14 protein-coding genes and 1 pseudogene are annotated in these 19641 nt (G+C 59.1%); 6 read left to right on the forward strand and 9 right to left on the reverse strand.

Features of this window, described 5'->3' with window-relative positions; genetic code table 11:
* Positions 1–99 precede the first annotated feature (99 nt).
* The 4 genes from ADB02_RS00820 (at position 100) to ADB02_RS00835 (ending at position 3732) form a co-directional block, all read left to right on the forward strand.
* Positions 100–423, forward strand: coding sequence for a putative quinol monooxygenase (locus tag ADB02_RS00820; RefSeq protein ID WP_038629105.1), 324 nt, complete (start codon positions 100–102; stop codon positions 421–423).
* Positions 423–1040: a hypothetical protein gene (locus tag ADB02_RS00825; protein WP_049189381.1), complete on the forward strand. Its 618-nt coding sequence runs from the start codon at positions 423–425 to the stop codon at positions 1038–1040. Before ADB02_RS00820 ends, ADB02_RS00825 begins: the two co-directional genes overlap by 1 nt.
* A gap of 186 nt (positions 1041–1226) precedes the next feature.
* The gene (locus ADB02_RS00830; RefSeq protein ID WP_016423138.1) at positions 1227–2093 is read left to right on the forward strand and encodes a 3-hydroxybutyryl-CoA dehydrogenase; all 867 of its coding nucleotides are present in this window, start codon (positions 1227–1229) and stop codon (positions 2091–2093) included.
* 280 nt (positions 2094–2373) lie between these two features.
* Complete coding sequence (locus ADB02_RS00835) at positions 2374–3732, forward strand: acid phosphatase (protein ID WP_049189382.1); 1359 nt, start codon at positions 2374–2376, stop codon at positions 3730–3732.
* Between the two features lie 8 nt (positions 3733–3740).
* Here the strand turns inward: ADB02_RS00835 and ADB02_RS00840 are convergent, their stop codons facing one another.
* The 3 genes from ADB02_RS00840 to ADB02_RS00850 all read right to left on the reverse strand — a co-directional run bounded on the left by ADB02_RS00840 (position 3741) and on the right by ADB02_RS00850 (position 8889).
* Positions 3741–4892 carry a MalY/PatB family protein gene (locus ADB02_RS00840; protein ID WP_049189383.1) on the reverse strand — a complete coding sequence of 384 codons (1152 nt, stop codon included), beginning with the start codon at positions 4890–4892 and terminating at the stop codon, positions 3741–3743.
* A gap of 96 nt (positions 4893–4988) precedes the next feature.
* On the reverse strand, positions 4989–6572 hold the full coding sequence (locus ADB02_RS00845; RefSeq protein ID WP_049189384.1) for a glycerol-3-phosphate dehydrogenase/oxidase: 1584 nt from the start codon (positions 6570–6572) through the stop codon (positions 4989–4991).
* 622 nt (positions 6573–7194) lie between these two features.
* Entirely contained in the window at positions 7195–8889 is a 1695-nt protein-coding gene (locus ADB02_RS00850; RefSeq protein ID WP_049189385.1) for an FAD-binding oxidoreductase, read from the reverse strand.
* Positions 8890–9113: 224 nt separating this feature from the next.
* On the opposite strand from ADB02_RS00850, the gene ADB02_RS00855 reads away from it, so the two are divergent.
* Positions 9114–10073, forward strand: coding sequence for a diacylglycerol kinase (locus ADB02_RS00855; RefSeq protein ID WP_049189386.1), 960 nt, complete (start codon positions 9114–9116; stop codon positions 10071–10073).
* A 55-nt stretch (positions 10074–10128) separates the two neighbouring features.
* On the opposite strand, the gene ADB02_RS00860 is transcribed toward ADB02_RS00855, so the two are convergent.
* The 6 genes from ADB02_RS00860 to ADB02_RS00885 all read right to left on the reverse strand — a co-directional run bounded on the left by ADB02_RS00860 (position 10129) and on the right by ADB02_RS00885 (position 18784).
* On the reverse strand, positions 10129–12045 hold the full coding sequence (locus ADB02_RS00860) for an ABC transporter ATP-binding protein (protein ID WP_049189387.1): 1917 nt from the start codon (positions 12043–12045) through the stop codon (positions 10129–10131).
* Positions 12046–12104: 59 nt separating this feature from the next.
* A complete protein-coding gene (locus tag ADB02_RS00865; protein WP_049189388.1) occupies positions 12105–13457 on the reverse strand; it encodes a maltokinase N-terminal cap-like domain-containing protein in 1353 nt (450 codons plus the stop codon).
* A gap of 32 nt (positions 13458–13489) precedes the next feature.
* Positions 13490–15301: a maltose alpha-D-glucosyltransferase gene (gene treS, locus ADB02_RS00870; RefSeq protein ID WP_049189389.1), complete on the reverse strand. Its 1812-nt coding sequence runs from the start codon at positions 15299–15301 to the stop codon at positions 13490–13492.
* Positions 15302–15409: 108 nt separating this feature from the next.
* Positions 15410–16729, reverse strand: coding sequence for a PH domain-containing protein (locus ADB02_RS00875; RefSeq protein WP_049189390.1), 1320 nt, complete (start codon positions 16727–16729; stop codon positions 15410–15412).
* A gap of 60 nt (positions 16730–16789) precedes the next feature.
* Entirely contained in the window at positions 16790–17278 is a 489-nt protein-coding gene (locus ADB02_RS00880; RefSeq protein WP_049170706.1) for a PH domain-containing protein, read from the reverse strand.
* 231 nt (positions 17279–17509) lie between these two features.
* Positions 17510–18784, reverse strand: coding sequence for a carboxylesterase family protein (locus ADB02_RS00885; RefSeq protein WP_049170708.1), 1275 nt, complete (start codon positions 18782–18784; stop codon positions 17510–17512).
* A gap of 108 nt (positions 18785–18892) precedes the next feature.
* Between ADB02_RS00885 and ADB02_RS00890 the strand changes: the two are divergent.
* Positions 18893–19641, forward strand: a pseudogene (locus ADB02_RS00890) (M3 family peptidase); the annotation flags it as partial.

Raw genomic sequence — 19641 nt, forward strand, 5'->3', positions numbered from 1 at the left:
AATATAACTGTCACCTGAGGTCAGCGTAAGAAAAATTCTCAGCGAAACTCTATTCGTCGAAGGGTGCAATTCTGCTTGGACGCGCATACAGTGGGCGACATGATTTTTATCGTTGTGAATTACCAAGTTAAGCCGGAGTTTGCCGACGAATGGATGGACCACGTCGCTGAGTTCACCGCTGCCACCCGCGCAGAGGCTGGCAACAAGTGGTTTGAATGGTCCCGCAGCGTAGAAGACCCCAACCAGTACATCCTCGTCGAGGCGTTCGATGATGACGCTGGTGAAGCCCACGTCAATTCCGAGCACTTCGCCAAGGGCCTGGAGGCGATGAAGCCGCTGCTCGCTGAGACCCCGAAGATTGTCTCGCAGGTGCTGCCTGATAAGCAGGACTGGGATCGCATGGGCGAGCTGCAGGTCGACTAATGTCCTCTGACACCATTCGCGATAGCGCAGCCGCTTCCAGCAGCGACACCTATTCTCTGATTGGGCGTGGCCTGCGTATTGGCTCCGCTGTGCTGGCCTCTGCTCTCGTCGTTGGTCTCAGTGCTTGTGGAGATAGCGATGAGGCAGCCCTCGAGGGTAGCCAGAATCAGTCAAGCCAGGAGCAGAGTGCTGTTGCCTCCACTGCCGCCATTCGGGATAACTTGGCTCAGCTGGCGGCAGATACTGCGGCGCTGAAGACAGCATCGCAGACGCTGATTGCAAAGGAATCGGTCTCGGAAGAGACTCGAAAGATTGCGCAGCAGGCGGAGCCAATCTTTGCTGAAGAGGAAGCGCAGCTAGTCAAGACTCTCGGCGTCGATGTTGATCCGTCGGAGACCAAGCTCGACACCGCCACCATGACTCGCCTCGAGAACGAGGAGGGGCCACACGCAGATATGGCTTATCTGACGTTGATGGAAGGCAGCCTGGATAAGATGCTCGGACAGTGGGAAGAGCTGGAAAAGCATGGCGGAAACGACCTGCAAGAGTTGGCACGCTCTTCTCAGCAGCAGCTGGAAGATATTCAGCAGGCGCTGGAAAAACGTATGCAGTACTAGCCGCTGCCCAAAGCTCGTGGGGGGGAAATTCAAGTAAAAAGTCCTGCAAAGCGTGCCCGGGGAACCGGGGAAGTGAGTAGCGTGTAAATAAAGCCAGTGCGCTGTGATCGTCGTCAAGCGAATGCGCACTCGGATGAAGCACAATGCTGGCTAATAACCCAGAGTAGAAGGTAGGAAAACACGCCAATGGCAAATAGTATCTCGCGAGTAGGTATCGTCGGCGCCGGTCAGATGGGCTCCGGAATTATTGAGGTCTGTGCGAAGGCCGGTAGCGATGTCAAGGTCTGGGAGGCCAAGGAGGAGTTCCTTGAGTCCGGTCGCGCCCGTATTGAAAAGTCGCTGGATAAGGCCGTTTCCCGTGGCAAGCTAGAGCAGTCTGCACGTGATGAGATTCTGGGGCGTATTAGCTTCACCACCAAGCTGGAAGACTTCGCTGACCGTGAGCTGGTCATCGAGGCCATCGTGGAGAACCCAGAAGTAAAGGCCAGCGTATTCTCGCAGCTCGATGAAATTGTTGAGTCAGAAGATGCCATCCTGGCTTCCAACACCTCCTCGCTGCCGATTCAGTCCATTGCTGCAGCTACCAAGCGCCCGGAGCGCGTCATGGGTCTGCACTTCTTCAACCCGGTTCCGGTTCTGCCTCTGGTAGAGCATGTCGTTACTCTGACGACCGGTGATGTTCAGTCGGAGCGTGCGTACGAGTACGCTTCCGAGGCGCTGGGCAAGACCGTCATTCGCGCTAAGGATCGCTCGGGCTTCATTGTTAACGCCCTGCTGGTTCCGTACATCCTCGGCGCTATTCGCATGCTGCAGGACGGCATTGCTACTGCAGAAGACATCGATGCCGGAATGGTCAATGGCTGTGCGCACCCGATGGGTCCGCTGACTCTGGCCGACATGGTTGGTCTGGACACCATCAAGTTCATTGCCGATGCCATGTTCGATGAGTACAAGGAGCCGACTTACGCGGCACCTCCACTGCTCAAGCGCATGGTTGAGGCGGGTCACTTCGGTCGCAAGTCCGGCCGTGGCTTCTACGACTACTCCAAGTAGTCCACGCTTTTAGCCCCGTTTGGGGCGAGTATTGAATTCTTACCGGTTGACGGGCTTTTGTCCCGCCAACCGGTTTCTTTTATGCATTTATCAGTGAAAACCCGGAGTCTAAGGGGGAAAGTTCCCACGATTGGCCCTAGCATTTTGAAAACTTGTTTCTTTTCAACGCGCCGAAACCTCACAGTGCGCTTAACATAAGTGAAGATTTTGTCAGACCTTGGCTTATAGAGCACTTCACAACTGGTGCCTCCCACGCAGCAATCTGGAAAGGAATGCTTCAGTGTCTTCTTTGAAGCCGCACAAGCGCACTGCAACACGTACTCGCGTCGGCGCTGCTACCGCAGCAATGGCAGTTGTAATGGGGCTTACACCGGCAACGGCCGTGGCAGCTCCGGTCAACCCGTTGGCCGAGCTCGGCAACCGCCTGGACTCTGTTTCTGATCTTCCAGCTAATGTGGCAGCTCCAGATGGAATCAAGCTCCCCGGCGGTGGCTTCGAGGTCCCGGATTCCATCTCGCTGCCGTCATCTTCCGGTGAAAACACCGACCCGAATGCGCCGAAGCCAACCTCGTATCGCCCGGACCAGATTGCACGCGCGTACCCGTCGGATGCCGCCACCGATAACTGGTTCTACTTCTACGTTGTGCATCCTTTCGTGGAGCTGGAGAAGAACCACCCAGAGGTTATGGACCAGAACCTCGAAACGGTCGTCCGCATTAACAACGCTGCCAAGAATGACCCGCAGGCACAGGAACTCGCTCTTGATGACGACTACCTGGACCCACTGGCCAATATTTCCACTGCTTTCGGTGCAAACCTGGGCCAGCACTTCCGTGATGCCTACGACGAGGATCGCCTGCCGAAGGTAAAGGCCCTGCTGTCCGGCAACCTTGCTCGCGGCGGCGGTCTGGTCAGCTCGACCTTCTTCGAGAAGTACGTCTACGGCTACGATCGCCCATTTGTGGTGGCGCCGGAGCGCATCGAGCGCTACTACCGCGAAGGTCAGGACGACCCGTACTCGACCACCCCGTCCTACCCGTCGGGCCACACCAACAAGGCTGCATGGACTTCAACCATGCTGGCTATGATGCTGCCGGAGGTTGCACCGCAGATTCAGGCGCGTGCGTCCGAGGCTGGTCATTCTCGCCTTGTCATGGGCGTCCACTACCCGCTGGACGTTATGGGCGGCCGCATGATGGGCAACCAGGCCGCAGCTGATCGTTGGGCAGACCCAGAGTTCCGCCCACTCATCGAAGAAGCCATGGATGAGCTGCGTACGGAGCTCGAGTACCGCTGTGGCGACACCATCGCCAACTGCGTTGCCAAGGACACTCCGTACATGAGCACCGCAGCTGCCGTTCAGCAGTACACCGAACGCATGACCTACGACTTCAAGCAGGTTGGCCCGGCTAACGAGCCAGTTGTTGTTCCGAAGCGTTACGCAGGTTTGCTGGAGACCCGCTTCCCGCAGCTGACTGAGGAACAGCGCAGCTCCGTCCTCGCTCAGACCGCAATCCCATCCGGCTACCCGCTCGATCGCACTGACGGTGAGGGCCAGCACGTTCGCATGAACCTGGCTCGCGCTCTGGCCGCCAACGTTGTTGTCAACGCCGACGGCAGCGTCACTGTCACCAACTAAAACGTCAACTACAAGCGCAGGGCCGCGTCAAGACGGTCCAGGGCCTCACCGAGGATTTCCGGGGAGGTCGCAAAGTTAAGCCGCACATGCCCAACCCCGCCTTCGCCGAATGCGAAGCCGGGGTTGAGTGCTATTTTGGCGTTTTCAACCAGCCACGCAGCTGGGTCCTCACTGTCAACACCAGGCACGTCACCCAAGTCCAACCACGCCAAAAATGATGCTTGCGGTGGGGTAAAGCGAGCCTGTGGCGCAAAAGTGGACAAACGTGTTCGCAGAGTCTCACGGTTGGTGCGCAGGACATCGACAAAATTGTCCAGCCAGGGCACGCCATCGCGGTAGGCGGCGGTGGCCGCGACGACACCAAGAATAGAAGCGCCTTCGCGAACAATGAAGGGCAGCTCCAGCCAGGTTTTGGCATCTTCGTCGTTAAAGATGATTTGCGCACACTTGAGGCCGGCGGTATTCCAGCCCTTCGAGGTAGCAGTCACCGTGATAGTCACGGCCGCCGCGGTATCCGACACCGACGCGGTTGGAGTGTGAGTGCCATCTAGAACAACTGGGCCGTGAATCTCGTCTGAGATAACGCGCGCACCAAAGCGAGCGGCTAAATCGGTAATCTCACGCAGTTTTTCGGGGGAGTAGGTAAAGCCGAGAGGATTATTCGGGTTACACAAGATCAGGCAACCGGCACCGTCGGCGAAGGCGCGTTCGAGGGCGCCGAGATCCGGGCCGTCGGCAAGCGTGGGAATGCACACTGTCTCGCGTCCCAGCGCGGGACCTACCTGGAAAAACGGCATGTAGGCGGGAGTGGGGACGACAATTGCGGAATCGGGGCGGGTGAAGCGTTCAACCGCGAGTGTGACACCGCGGACGACGTCAGCGACGGCAAAGATATTGTCGGGGTTCGGGCGCCATCCGTAGCGTTGTGCAGAAAAGTCCGCGGTTGCGGTCGTAAGCGCGGTGATGTCCTGCGAGAGGTATCCGAATTGTTCGCGCTGACACGCCTCGTCGATTGCGGCACTGACGGCAGGGCAGGTTGTGGCATCGGATTCGGCGATCCACAGTGGCAGCACGTCCGGTGAATATGCGGTCCATTTGACTGTCCTGCGGGAGCGGAGTTCATCGAGGGAGGGGAAAGTGACAGCGTTATTTACACTCATAGTTTCCGTGTATACAGAAAAAGCGGGAAGTCCGAAGACCCCTGCTTTAACCAGTAGCTACGGCCGCATCAGAAGCAGCCGCGGCAATGGCCAGCGCTAGGCCAGCCCCAGTGCCTCCTGAGCAGCTGGCAGGGCAGCTTCGCGATCAGCCTTGACCAGCCCCAGACGTGTGCGGCGATCGAGAATATCGTCGACGCTGAGAGCTCCCTCGTGCGTCACATGCCAGGCGAACTCGGCGCGGGTGACATCGAGACCCTCCGCTACCGGGTCGAGCGGTCGGTCGAGCGGACAGGATTCGATGACCTCGAAGGATTCGGCACCGTAGCGGTTAAACAGCGGCATCGGGATACGGCCGGCAGCGGCAGCGGTGCGAGCGCGGTCGAGCTCCTCTGGCTCGGAGCCCAGCACAGGGATGGTGCGGGTGGAGCACGGAGCAAGCGAAACACCGAGCTTTTCCGCAACCTTGTCCACGGTTTGCTCCGCCATTAGACGGTACTCGGTGAGCTTGCCCCCAGTAATGGAAATCAGGCCGTTCGGGGCCTCCAACAAGGCGTGCTCGCGGGAGAGGTCAGCGGTGTGTGCCTCGCCGGCGTCGATGAGCGGACGCAGGCCGGCGAAAGCACCGATGACATCGTCACGAGTGAGCGGAACCTCGAGTGCCTGGTTGATGACATCGAGCAGAAAAACGATGTCATCCTCCGGCACTTCCGGCTCGTCCGGAATCGGGCCCGGTGCATCCTCATCGGTCAGGCCAATGTAGACGCGGTTGTGCTCTGCGGGAAGGACAAAACAGAAACGGTTGGTGTGACCAGGAACCGGTACCGTCAGAGAGCCGGTAGGGTTGCCTAGCTTCGCGGCGTCAAGAACCAGATGCGTGCCGCGAGATGGGCGAATCTTGATGTTCGTCGCTAGGTTTGCGGCCCACACACCAGTGGCATTGACCACAGCGTGAGCCGGCAGCTCGAAGGAATCGCCAGTGAGCTCGTCGCTTAGTGTGGCGCTCGTTCCAGAGGCAGTCTCGCAGCGGACCCGGGTCAGAATAGTTGCACCGTAGCTAGCGGCGGTTCGAGCGATAGCGGTGACCAAGCGTGCGTCGTCACGCAGCTGACCGTCGTAGTTGACGTAGCCGAATTTCACGTCGCGCTTACGGACGGTCGGCGAAAGCTGGCTGACTCGGCGGGAACTGACAGTGCGGGACAATGGCAGGGTAGTGGCGGAGGTACCAGCGATAATGCGCAGAAAGTCACCGGCCAAAAAGCCTAAACGCGGCAAAACCCTGGTCAACGGTGCAAAGTTATCCATCACCGGTACAACCTGCGGCAGGTTACGCACTAGGTGCGGAGCGGTGACGTCGAGCAGCGCACCACGTTCAATAGCTGAGCGGCGAGCGATACCGACATTGCCGCTGGCAAGGTAGCGCAAGCCCCCGTGGGCGAGCTTCGATGACCAACGAGAGGTGCCGAAAGCTAGGTCCTTCGATTCGACGAGAACGGTCGTCAAACCCCTCGACGCCGCATCTAAAGCGATGCCGACACCAGTAATACCGGCGCCGATGACCAGCAGATCTGGGATGTCGCCCTTAACGGTCTCTTCGCGTAGACGATTCAAGTCCGCTTGCCGACGAGCCTTGTTCAAAACCGCAGCTGAGCGATCGCGCTGAGGAGCGTGCGTGGCAGTCATAGTCTTTCTTCCTCGACTTTCCCGAAGACGGTAATAGTGATGAAACTATCTGGCGTAAGTGATGAAGTTGTGGAGTGCGTAGTGAGTGTGAACTATTTCGGGCGTACCCCATTGCAAGGCGCTTAGAAATAGACTAAGTTGTTCATTATCAACGACCGGCACGGATATTGATTCAAGAAATCTTTCTTAGTTGCGAATCATTTCCCGGGATTACAAGGAAGGAGACACCTCGATGGCTATGCACCCAGCGTCCAACCGCTCTGAGTCCATGAACCGAGCTTTCGCTGCTATTGCACCATCGCTGCAGATGTGTTGCTGCTGTCTCCAGTCCGTGCCACCCCAGACAGGTCGTAACTAGAAAAGCACGCTTAGGTATTTAAAACGCCACGCTGTTTGCGGTCGCACGGACGAAATCGCACCGATTGAGCCGACCATCCCACTATCCGGGCATCTTCGCTTGGGATCCCAGGAAGAAGCGACAGCGACAATGACCGCAGCACTTGAATCTTTTACCCTTGACGATTACGTTTCACTGTTTATTTATGACGGCCCAACGTCGCCGGAAATCTACGCCAGCGAACTGGTCAGTCTAGCTCGCTAGCCGAAGCCGGCGGCAACAGGGTTAAATCATGTTGCCGTCGTAACGCTCTTCCAAGGAGCGCGGACCGGTAGCCAACTTGCCCGGGTTGAGGATGCCAGCAGGGTCGAGTTCGTCCTTAATTGCACGCATGACCTTGGCGAACAACTCGGTGTTCTCCTCGTAGTACTGCGGGCTGTGATCCTGGCCAATGCCATGGTGGTGCGTGATGGTGCCGCCAAAGTTCATCATGGCCTCCGACGCCGCGGTCTTGATGTCCATCCACTGCTGGAGAATCTCGCCCTCGGTCTCGCGGAAGAAGTACGTGAAGTACAGCGAGCAGCCGGATTCGTACATGTGCGAGATGTGGCAGAAGACGTACACCGGGGTGCCGTGCTTCTCGCCAGCGGCTTCCATTGCGGAGGCGATTTCGCGGCGCAGTGTAGCGGCGTTATCCCAGGTGGTGGCGGTCTCCAGGGTGTCGACGCCGACGCGGCGAGTCATCATGACATCGCGCAGGTACGGCGAGGAGAAGCGGTGGTTAACCCAAGCCATGCCCGGGATGGAGCCCATGCGGACGCACTTCTTGGCCAGCAGGCGAGCGGCCAGGCGCTCACGGGTGACGCGGGCGCCGACCGGATCCGTCTGCGCAAAGCCAAAAATCACCATGCACGGGGTGTCGATGCCACGCAGCTTCAGGTACTTTGTGACCTTCTCGGACATGCTGGCGGAGCCCAGCTGAGTGAGGCCGAACAGCGTCTCCTTCTCGTCGGAGATGCGTGCTAGGTGCGGGATATTGCCGCTCTGCTCCAGTTTGCGCAGCTCCTCGGCGGCTTCCTCAAAGGAGTTGAAGAAGTAGGTGTCGAAGAGCATCTCCTTTTGTGGACGCTGATTCAGGGCAATCGTCACATGCGTGATGATGCCCAGGGTGCCCTCCGAACCCAGGAAAAGCTCACGCGGGTTCGGGCCGGATGCCGACGACGGCATGTCGCGGAATTCCATGGTGCCGGCTGGCGTGACGACGCGCATGCCAATCACGTTGCGGTCGATACGACCGTAACCAGAGGATTCTTGGCCTGCCGAGCGGCAGGAAACCCAACCGCCGACAGTGGAGTACTCGAAGGACTGCGGGAAGTGACCAGCGGTGAAGCCGGCCTTGGACAGCTCCTTTTCCAGGTCGGGGCCGAAAACGCCGGTCTGGGCGGTGACAGTGCCAGCGACTTTGTCGATGTCGATGATCTTGTTAAAGGCGGTCATGGACACTGCGATGGCCTTACCCATGCCTCCGTCAACAGCCTCCACGCCGCCGACGACCGAGGTGCCACCACCGAAGGGGACGACTGCAATCTTGCGCTCAGCGCATACCTTGAACAGGTCTTCGATGTGCTTTTCAGTTTTCGGTAGCACTACAGCATCTGGGGCGACATCGAGCTTGGCTGCGCGAAGGCGAACCAGGTCGGGGTAGGAGCGTCCGACCGCGTGCTTGACGCGGGTGTCGTGGTCGGTGGCGACGGCATCCGCGCCGACAACAGCGCCCAGGGCTTCGATATCCTCGGCGCTGAGGCGACTATTGGGGATGGTGACGTCGGCGATGTTGCGCGGCGGGTTGTTTGCGTCCAACGACATACCGATTTCGCGTTGCAGTAGCTTCTCGCTGGCCGTGGTGATTGGCTTGTCGTTGCCGTCAACACCCCAGCCCCACCAGCGCATGCGGTACGGAATCGTGAGCTTGTTAGACATCCTGAGCTTCTCCTTGGGCATCGGTGCTGCGAGTCTGAACTGCGGAATTATATGTAACTTGCGCGGAAGCACATCTTTACATCTTTTATTATAGCGGTATTACGTTACGTTTTCTCAAAAAATGTCAATCAATCTTGGTAAGCTTTAGTTAGATGCATTAACGCACTCCCATAAAGGCCAGTATTGACCGGTCAAAAGCCCACGTAAAAGTAGGTATTTCTTCGATGAACGCTAACGACAAGAATCTCAACTACCCGCTGGGAACAACTGAGATTCGTACCCTTGCTCTGGTCACTAACCCCCACGCGGGTCATGGCGCCTCGCAGATTGCGTCCGCCCGGGCGAGCCGGGTGTTCGCGGATCGCGGCATCGATGTCATCGCTCTCCAAGGTGCTAACCCCGACGACGCCCGCAAGCTCATTCGTGAGGTCATCGCCGACGGCCGAATTGATGCCCTGGCAGTCTGTGGTGGCGACGGCATGATTAACCTCGCACTGCAGGAGCAGGCACAGACCGGCATCCCCCTCGGTATTATCCCGGCCGGTACCGGAAACGACCACGGTCGCGAATACAATCTGCCGCGTGGCAATGCTCGCGATGCCGCTCACGTTATCGCCGATGGCTTCTGGACGACCACTGACCTCGGCCGCATCACCAATGAGGCGGGGGAGCAGCGCTGGTTCGGCACTATCATGTGTGCCGGCTTCGACTCGATTGTCTCCGACCGCGTCAATCAGATGACCTGGCCGCATGGCCGCAACCGCTACAACCTGGCTATCGTCCGCGAGTTCTTGGCTTTCCACTCGCTGCCATTCCGCATCACGCTGGATGACGATCGGGTTCTCGAAGATCCAATCACGCTGGCCGCCTTCGGTAACACCCGTTCTTATGGCGGTGGTATGAAGATTTGCCCGTCCGCAGACCACTCCGACGGACTGATGGACATCACTGTCATCGGCAAGGCCGGGCGCATTAAGGCCGCCCTGGCCTTCAAGTCCGTGTTCGACGGCACCGTTGAAAAAATCGGGGAGGTCAGCACCTACCGCGCCAAGAAGGCTTACGTGGAATACATCGGCCCGCCACGCCAGATGAACGCCTACGCTGACGGCGACCTCATGTTCCCGATGCCGGTCACCGTCGAAATTGTTCCGGGCGCTGGCCGCTACATCGTTCCCCGTCCGTAAAAGGGCGCAGGGGTGCCCGTCGTCAAGCGTTTCCTGCATGCTTGACGACGGCGCGTTACCCCTTGATGCCGTACTTCTTCAGGCGCAGACGATCCGCCGCCGAGGCCGAAGCCGTCAGGCGTAGCAACTCGGCGTAGATACCGTCAGTCTGCGCCAATTCTGCGGGTGCGCCCACCTCGTCGACGTGACCGTCACGCAGCGTCACGATGGTGTCCACATCGGAAATTGTGGACAGGCGGTGGGCGATGATAACCGTTGTGCGTCCCTCCATCAGCTTGTCCAAGCCTCGCTGAACTTCGCGTTCGGCCTTGGTGTCCAGCGCCGAAGTGGCTTCGTCCAGGATGAGCAGGGGAGCATCCTTCAAAATAGCGCGCGCGATGGCGATGCGCTGCTTCTGGCCACCCGAGAGCTTCAGACCTCGCTCGCCGATAGTGGTGTCGTAGCCTTCGGCGAAGCTGCGGATGAAGTCGTCGGCGTTGGCCTTCTTCGCGGCGGCAATGATTTCTTCGTCGGTGGCATTGGGTTTGCCGTAGGCGATGTTTTCCCGAATCGTGCCGGAGAACAGTGACGAGTCCTGGAACACGACGGCAGAGCCGGCGCGCAGAGTGGAACCGGAAACTTCGGAGACATCCGACCCCAGAACGCTCAAGCGGCCTGCGGTCGGGGCGTAGAAGCCGAGCAGCAAGTTGACGATGGTGGACTTGCCGCCACCGGACTCGCCGACCAGGGCGATTTTCTGGCCTGAATATGCCTGGAAGCTGACATTGGAGAGCACCGTCTTGTCCTCTTCGTAGGCAAAATCCACTGCGTCGAAGTCGACAATGGGAGCGCCAATTGCCTCCTGTTCGGCTGCGCGTTCCAGGGAGGAACGGTGGGCGCTGTCGACGGACTCTGCGTCTGCGGTGGAACCAACGGACGCGGAGTCGAAGTCGCCGTTATTCGCGGTCGCTGCACTGAGCAGCTCCGGCTGCGTGCGGGTCTCTGGAGTAAGCTCCATGACCTTGAAGTAATCGCGCGAACCGGCGACTGCGCGCTGGGCAGCGTCGACCAGGAAGCTCATCATGGTCACTGGTTGGCGCGCCATGTTAATCAGCTGAATGAGCATGACCATGGTGCCGATGGAGAATTCTCCCGACAGCGTACGCAGGAAAAGCAGCAGGTAGATGCCTGCGAAGATGATATTCAAAATGCCCCCGCGAAGAGCATCCATGCGGTGCCACCACGTTGACTGATCGCGGGTCAGGGAGATGGTGCGGCGGAAGCGGGAACCAAAGAAAGCGATTTCGCGCAGTTCCGCAGTGAAGGAGCGGACAACCTTGACTTGGCCGATGACCTCGGCAAAACGGCCACCGGCGATATCGATTTGTTCGTTCTTTTTCGCTTCAATCTTCTGCCAGCGCTTCGAGGTCAGCGCGGTCAGCAGGGTGTAGACCGGGAAAACGATAATCAATAGCACCGCCAGGGGCCAGTAGTGCCAGGCAGTGATGCCCAGTACCGCGCCGACGGTCAACAGCATCGGGAAGAAGTTGTTGGAAAACGCCTGGAGGAACTGCGTGATATTGCTAATCGAGCGTTCCAGGCGGGCGATAATTGTGCCGGTGACCTGACTGTCGAAATAGCGTTGCGGCAGCGACAGCAGCTTTGCATAGTAGCGGGTCGACAGAATCTCGCGCATGCGTGCAGTCATCACATCGCCCAGGTAACCACCGATGTTATGCACGATGGTTTGCGTCAGATCTGCGATTAGCAGCCCGATGACCAGCCAGATTACCGTGCGAGTGGTATCGGACATCGCCGCCTGGCTCAAGGCTTCACCGCTGGACACCGCGCCGACGATGGCGTCGGTGGCATCGCGGATGAGGAAGGGGCTAATCAACGACGCGGCGGCGGTGGCCAGCGAACAGATGATGACCCCGATATAGAAAGGCCAGAGCACTCGTGTAGTGGACAGGATTCTGCTGAGCAGACGCACGAAAGACCTCTATCTTGCGGGAGGATCACTCCCGCTATGAAATTACTGCGACAAAAGCCCTATCCTAACAGCGAGTGCACAGCACCAAGCGGCAGCGGCAGCCAGTTGGGGCGGTTCTGCGCTTCGTAAAGGCACTCGTAGATGGCCTTATCCAGTACAAAGGCCTCCAGTAGGGTCGGGTCACTGGCATCGCCATAACCCTCCAAGAAGGCATCGATATTGCGGCGAGCCCACTGCTCAACACGCTCGGTAGCCGCCTCGGTGTCTTCACGTCCGGTCAGCAGCGGGTAGTGAGCGGCGTAATCGAAGGAGCGAATCATGCCGGCGATATCGCGTAGGCGGTGATCCGGCAGACGACGCTCCTCCCACGGGCGCGACGGCTCGCCCTCGAAGTCAATCAAGCGCCAAGAGCTCGGCGTGCGCAATACCTGCCCCAAGTGCAGATCACCGTGGATTCGCTGGACGACGGCGCCACCTTCCGGAACCGCAGCCTCTGCGCGATCGAAGATAGCCTGAGCCTTATCCTTGACCTCAGCAATTTGTGGCACCACACCAGCGACGAAGTCCAGGCGAGCTCGCAGTGGGGCTACCAGCTCCGCACCGGTCAGACGCTTCTTTACCGCGACAGCGGCAGCGAGGCTGCTGTGTACCGAGGCCACTGCTTCGCCGAGCGCACGCGCTTCGGATGTAAAGTCGGTGCCCAAATCTTCCAGCGGGGTCTGACTGTCGCGGATGGCATCGCGCACTGCGCCAAGAGCCAGCTCCCAGCCATCGACCGAGTTCGGTGCGAATTCCTGCAGCATGGCGGTGGTGTAGGCGTCTTCGCCAATGGTGGTCTCTACCCAGGAGTAGAGCTCAGGGACGAACTTGCAATCTGCCTGGGCGAGTGCGGCCAGCAGCTCCACATCGGCATTAGTGCCGGGGTAGAGGCGACGGAAGAACTTGCACATCACGCGGTCGTCGAAAATGACCGAGGTATTCGACTGTTCGACTCCCATGGGGCGGCCGGATTCCGGACGGAGCTGTTCAGAGCCCGGCACACGTCGCAGTTCCATGCGGCCGAGCTTGCCTTCGTCGGAAAGCTTCTGGCCGAGTGCTGTGATGGCATCCGAATCAATCAGAGCGTCGTAGCCGACGATGCCCTCCGCGCGAACCAGCAGGGACTGCTCGTGGCCATCGGGGACGTCCTCCGCCCAAGCGATGGGCAGCTGATAGGTCGGTGCAGAATGTGCGGTGTGCACCCTCACCAATGCGATATCGACATCGGGACTGTCGGGATTGTCGCGCAGTACGGGGTCAAGCGCGAGGATCTCGACGTGGTCGATGTCAGAGACCTTGTCAGCGAAAAAGCGCATCTTGACCAGTGTGTCTGCCAGCTCTTCGGCAATGAATTCGGCGGTGGGAATAGTCATTTTAGTTCGTTCGCCTTTCGGGACTTAAAAGATCACTCTTTATTATCGGCGTTTGTGACGGCATCGGCGGCGGCATCGGCGGCGGTGCCTGAGTGCTCGCGTGATGACGTCACCGGCGCGTCCGATATCGCCTGCGCAACCGGGATTGTCGGTGCCGACATCGAGGCGCTCGATTCGAGGTTTGTCTCAGGTGGAAGCTGGATTTCGAACCAGTAGAAACCGTGGCCAGGAAGCGTGATCTGGTAGGAATCGGTGCCAATTGTGGGGAAGGGAACCGAACCCGTGAGCTCTACCGGGGTGGCACCGGCGAACTCGGACAGATCCAGTGAGACGGCCGCGGGGTAAGAGGACAGGTTGTTGACGCACAGCAGCACTTCGTCGCCGTATGTGCGCAGATAGGTCAGAACAGAGGCGGTATCGCTATTCAGCTCGCGGAAATCACCGAGGCCAAAAGCCTCATAGCGCTTGCGGACCTGAATCAGTCGACGCACCCAATTCAACAGCGAATTGGAGTAGCTCGCTTGGTTCTCGACATTGACCGCCTGGTAACCGTAGGTCGCATCCTGAATGGTCGGCAGATAGAGCCGACCGGGGTCGGCCTTGGAGAACCCGGCGTTGCGGTCGGGTGACCACTGCATCGGTGTGCGCACACCATCGCGGTCACCGAGCCAAATGTTGTCGCCCATACCAATTTCGTCCCCGTAGTAGAGCACCGGCGAACCTGGCAGGGAGAGTAGCAGGGCATTGAAAAGCTCGAGCTGAGTGCGGTCATTTTGCAGCAGTGGCGCTAGACGACGGCGAATGCCGATGTTGGCCTTCATCCGCGGATCGTGCGCATACTCGGCGTACATGTAGTCGCGCTCGGCATCGGTGACCATTTCCAGCGTCAGCTCATCGTGGTTGCGCAGGAAAATGCCCCACTGAGCCGAAGACGGAATCTCCGGCGTGGACTCCAGGATCTCCGAGATGGGGAAGCGGGACTGCTTGCGCACCGCCATGAAAATGCGTGGCATGAGTGGGAAGTGGAAAGCCATGTGGCATTCGTCGCCACCGACCTCCGGGTCGCCGAAGTATTCCACCACATCGGAGGGCCACTGGTTGGCCTCCGCCAGCAGGACGCGACCCGGGTATTCCTCATCCATGACCTTGCGGCAGCGCTTCAGAAAAGCGTGGGTCTCGGGCAGATTCTCGCAGTTAGTACCTTCGCGTTCGAAGAGGTAGGGAACAGCGTCGAGGCGGAAGCCATCGATGCCGAGATCGGACCAGAAGCGCAGCACATCGAGCATCGCTTCTTGCACCGCCGGATTGTCATAGTTCAAATCCGGCTGGTGGGAGAAGAAGCGGTGCCAGTAGTACTGGCCACGCACCGGGTCATAGGTCCAGTTGGAATCCTCGGTATCGACAAAGATAATGCGTGCGCCCGAGTAAGTGTCCGGGTCATCAGTCCAGACATAAAAGCCGCCGTAGGGGCCATCCGGATCAGTGCGCGACTGCTGAAACCACTCATGGGTATCGGAGGTGTGGTTCATCACCAGGTCAGTAATAACGCGGATACCGCGCGCATGGGCCTCGTCGAGAAGCACCTTAAAATCCTCGACCGTGCCAAACTCGTCGAGCACGGCGCGGAAGTCGCGGATATCGTAACCGCCGTCGCGCAGCGGGGAGTCGTAGAAAGGCGGCAGCCAGAGGCAGTCAACGCCCAGCCATTGCAGATAATCGAGCTTCTCCGTCAGCCCTTTGAGGTCGCCGGAGCCGTTGTTGTCGGAGTCGAAGAAGGCCCGGACGAGCACCTCATAGAACACCGCGCTGCGGTACCACTCGTAATCTTCCTTGGCGATAGTCATGCATCCCAGCGTAATGACTATGCCACTAGCCTGCAGAGAGAGTTTTCCTGCGAGATCCCACAAGACCGCGCGAGACGGCCGTCCTGGGAGACCTCATTAAATAGCATTCTAAACAACCTTGTGTTCCTGAATCAGCGCGGTGAGCTGGTACGCATCATCCAACTTCAACTCCGTTGCCACCGGAGTGACCGCTCCCGGCACCATGTCGATTCGCACGTTTGCCACTCCCGCCGCTTTCTTCAGCGGAGAAATAATCAGTGTATGTCCTTGAATACGCTGCCAGGGAACGATGAACCGCGTATGCCAGAACCGGCCCTTTGTCACTAAAAGACCCCGCCGCGTGGCCTGCACCTTTTGGAATTTCCAGTCAATTGGGCTGAGCCACCATGCCGTGCGTGGAGTCTGCCAGGAGCCCAACAGGTCATCCGCGGAGGACGGTCCCGCAATCTCATTCATCAGGTAATCGACAATCGCGTCCGTCTCCGGTGCCGGTGCCACTGGCACCAGTGTGTTGTTCGACTGTGTGCTGTCCAGGCCATAGCCCGCCACCGAGACATCCGCACGGGACCATCTCCACGGACGCCACCAGAGCGGTTGCACCACTTTAAAGCCATGAATGCGATCAATGGGAATGGTCTGAGCGCGCGTCGACAACAGTCCGGCGGTAATCGCCAGACGCCTGCTTTCCGACGATACCTTCAGCGTGAAATCCCACGACTGATTTAGTACCCCGAAAAGGCCGACAGCGAAACTGCCAATCACAATCAGAGTAGTGATGGTTACTCCGCTGAGGATTTCTACGATGAGGTCGGTAAACAGCGCAGAGACAACGGCGAGGAGGATGAGAGCTATGCCGACGAAAAGACCGGGTCCAATGGCCACGGATGCAATCAGCCGTCCGACATCGACCGGGCCAAAGATGGTCTTCGCTTCGGGCATGCGAGAGGACATGTGAGCGCCGGAGTCGAGGGGCGCGGTGGAGCTGTCGCCGTCGTAAAGCGAACGTGCCAGCTCGGTGTCCAGCTTTTCTACCTCACCCAACACGTCAGCGCGGAACTGTTCGCACTGCGGGGGAGTGAGGTATTTGATTGTGAAGTGTGAATCGGAGCCGCCGGCTGTTTCAATGACAATTTCGGCGAGCCCGAAAATGCGCGCCAACAATGGTTGGTTGATATCCACCGCCTGCACGCGGTCGAGCCGTGCCGCGCGTCGAGAACGCAGTAGCCATCCGGAGCCGTAGCGAACCTCATCGTCGGTGAGCTCGTAGAACGTATACCGCCAGGACAGCCACGAGAAAAATGCAATCAGACCAATAATTATGGCGACCGCACCGGTACCGACAAGGAGACCGAGCCATGCCCAGTCGTAGAGCTGAGTCACGACCGCAACGGCCAACTGCCACTGATTCGCGACTGCGAATGCAGTCACCGCAGCGATTGTGGCAAAGCTTTTGAGCAGCGGAGATAGGGGATGAACTCTATGCCTCATTTAGAGACCCGCCATCCGGTCGTGGGCGCGCTGAGATAGACGAGCGCGCAGGGCGAGCGCTTCTTCACGTGGCAAACCGTGGACGGCTGCATCCGAGCTCGCCGATGCTGTGTTGAGCTTCAGCGTTGCCAGTCCGAATAGTCGAAGGAGAGGTCCTTCATCGATGTCGATGAACTGGATTCGTCCGTAAGGGACGACAGTGACCGAGCGCCACCAGCGTCCGGACGCAACAATGAAGTCGTTGTCCTCTTCGAGGTATCGGTGGGCACGAACTCGTCGACCGATGAGCCAGTAGATATATGCGAAGTAGAGCACGCAGGCGAGGACGCCCAACCACATCCACGGAGTCCACATCACAGCGGCGACGACGGATGCAATCGTGATAACTAGCAGGGGAGCGGCGTGCGCGACTCGCTTCACCTTAGCCAGCGCGGGGTCGACCGGCTGCAGCGCGGAATTCTCGGGGACTAATAAATCAAGCGGCTCCATAGTTGACAGTTAACCACAGAGGGTAAAGCTTGCGTCTGGCCTGGTGCTTCGGTAAGAACGGTGGCTATGGATCGCAGGAAACTCATAGCAGTACTTATCACGCTGATCACCATTTTGGTCTGCGTCGAGATTTATCGGTACATGCAGACTTTGCCAGCTTAAGTCGCTGGGCTCAGTTGTTGAGCACAACAGCACAGCGCTAACCAGCGCAAGCCTCACCCGCCTTATGCCTTATGCGCCAAAGAGCTGGCGCGGAGCCGCCCACGCATCGATGGCAATGTCCTCGACTGCCTGGGCGTCAGCGCCAGCAAAGGTGGTCACCTTGCGGTCATTGTTGTAGCGGGGCATGTGTGAGGTGCCTTCGCGGATGAACTCGACCGCCACTTGGTGGAATGGATGGTTGGGTTCCTTCATACCGAAGAAGCGTGCAATGTCGATGCAGTGCGGAGCACCACTGGTGCGGCCAGCAGGTGCATAGCCCAACCCTTCTCCCGGTTCGAACTGTGCCGCCCACACATCCAGCTCAGCCGCCACGGACCGTTCGGCGACTTTAACAGCGTATGAGCGAATCGCTGAGTCAGAAATGACATTCCCCATCGGACGTTCGGCATAGGCGGTGGCCGGAAATTCGCCGTGGCCGCGATGCCCCTTGGCGTAGCGCCGAGCCATCCACTCCCGCATGGGCAACTTGTCCATCGCCACAACCGGCGGTTCTGAGAAGAACTCTTCGCTGGTGGCAGTCACCATCGTTGGCAGTGTGGGAGCAAAGCTGTCAAAGCGAGGCCCAATTGCCGGATCCGAAGGTGAGGATGCCGACACCAATTTCTGGGCTCGAGCGACCCTGCGTTCGTCGGCACGCGAAAAGACGTCGGTGGACGGCGCACGTCCCACACCGATGCCCGCCAACGTGCGGCGGAGACGCGAGCCCGACAGCAGCGAGAAGGCCGGCGACATGGCGATGGTGCGCTGGATCTGGCCGCGAGTGCGTTCGTCGGCAGCGAGAGTGAGCGCCAGCGCCGCACCCGCCGATTGCCCCGAGATAGTGATGTTGTCGATATCGCCGCCGAAGGCAGGCGCGTTACGACGAGCCCACTGCAGCCCCAGATACAGGTCATCAATGGCCCGGTAGGTCTCTGTTTCACTGTCGCGCCAGAATCCCTCGAGGCCCTTGCGGTATCCGAGCGAAACGGTGACGATGCCTGCCTGTGCGAAGGCCGTCGCGTCCGTCCAGGGCTCGGAGGGATGCCCAAACTCGTAGCTACCACCGTGGATCCACAGCAATACGGGATAGGAAGCGTCCGCGGGCTCAGCCGGTGCGGTGACGGTGAGAACTAATTCGCGCTCGGGTTCACAGCGCCGAGTGCCTGACTGTGGCCCGTCAGCCACCGGTGCCGACGCGGCGAACGGAGCAGCATCTGCGTAATCGATATTGAAAACTTGTATTGCGTCATCGTGAATACGGCCGGTTAGCCTCCCACAGGGAGCGGAAATAGTCGTCTCTGTCATGGCGGAAAACGCCTCCTCGTCACGGTTGGTCCTGCCAGAACGGCGGGGAGCCTGTTTCAGACGGTAGGCGCACTCTGGTTTTTCGAGCACGCTACAGTTGAATTCACTATGACCAATGATGCACGAAATCCACTGTTGACACCGTCAGAATTGTTCTGCGAATTGCCAGATTTTGCGGCAATCGATGACAGCCACGTCCGCGAGGCCTTTAGCGAAGCAATGCGCAGCCATGCACGCGAGATCGACGCCATCGCCACGTCGTCGGAGGCGCCGACCTTTGTTAATACCATCGAGGCAATGGAAAAGGCGGGCCAGGATCTGGACCGCGTCGCTGCTTATTTCTTCAACGTTGCCGGCACGGACGCCACCGATGTCCGCATGGAAATTGAAGCCGAGATTGCCCCGCAGCTCACTGCACACCTGGATCAGATTCGCATGCGCAGTGACCTGTGGCAGCGCATCAATGCCATCGACAGCGTTGAGGATGCCGCCAATCCGGAAGAGGCGAAGCTGCTGCTGAAGAAAGTCCGCGAAGACTTCCAGCGCGCCGGTGCGGACCTCAGCGACGAGGACAAAGCCGAGCTCAGCCGCATCAATTCCCGTCTCTCTGAGCTCTCCACGGCTTTCGGTGAAAACCTACTGAAGGACACCGTCGCGCGCGCCGTGGAGATCTACGACCGCGAGGAACTCGCCGGGCTTTCCGACGACGCCATTGCGTCCTTCGCCGCCTACGCGAAAAAGGCCGACACCGATGCGCCGTGGCTGATTCCGCTGGACCTACCGTCAACTCCGGCACAGCTGGCTGACCTGGATAATCCGGCTACTCGCGCCAAGCTCTATGAAGCCTCACTGGGGCG

The sequence above is a fragment of the Corynebacterium sp. 212_CJEI genome, assembly GCF_001055915.1.
Taxonomy (GTDB): Bacteria; Actinomycetota; Actinomycetes; order Mycobacteriales; family Mycobacteriaceae; genus Corynebacterium; species Corynebacterium jeikeium_D.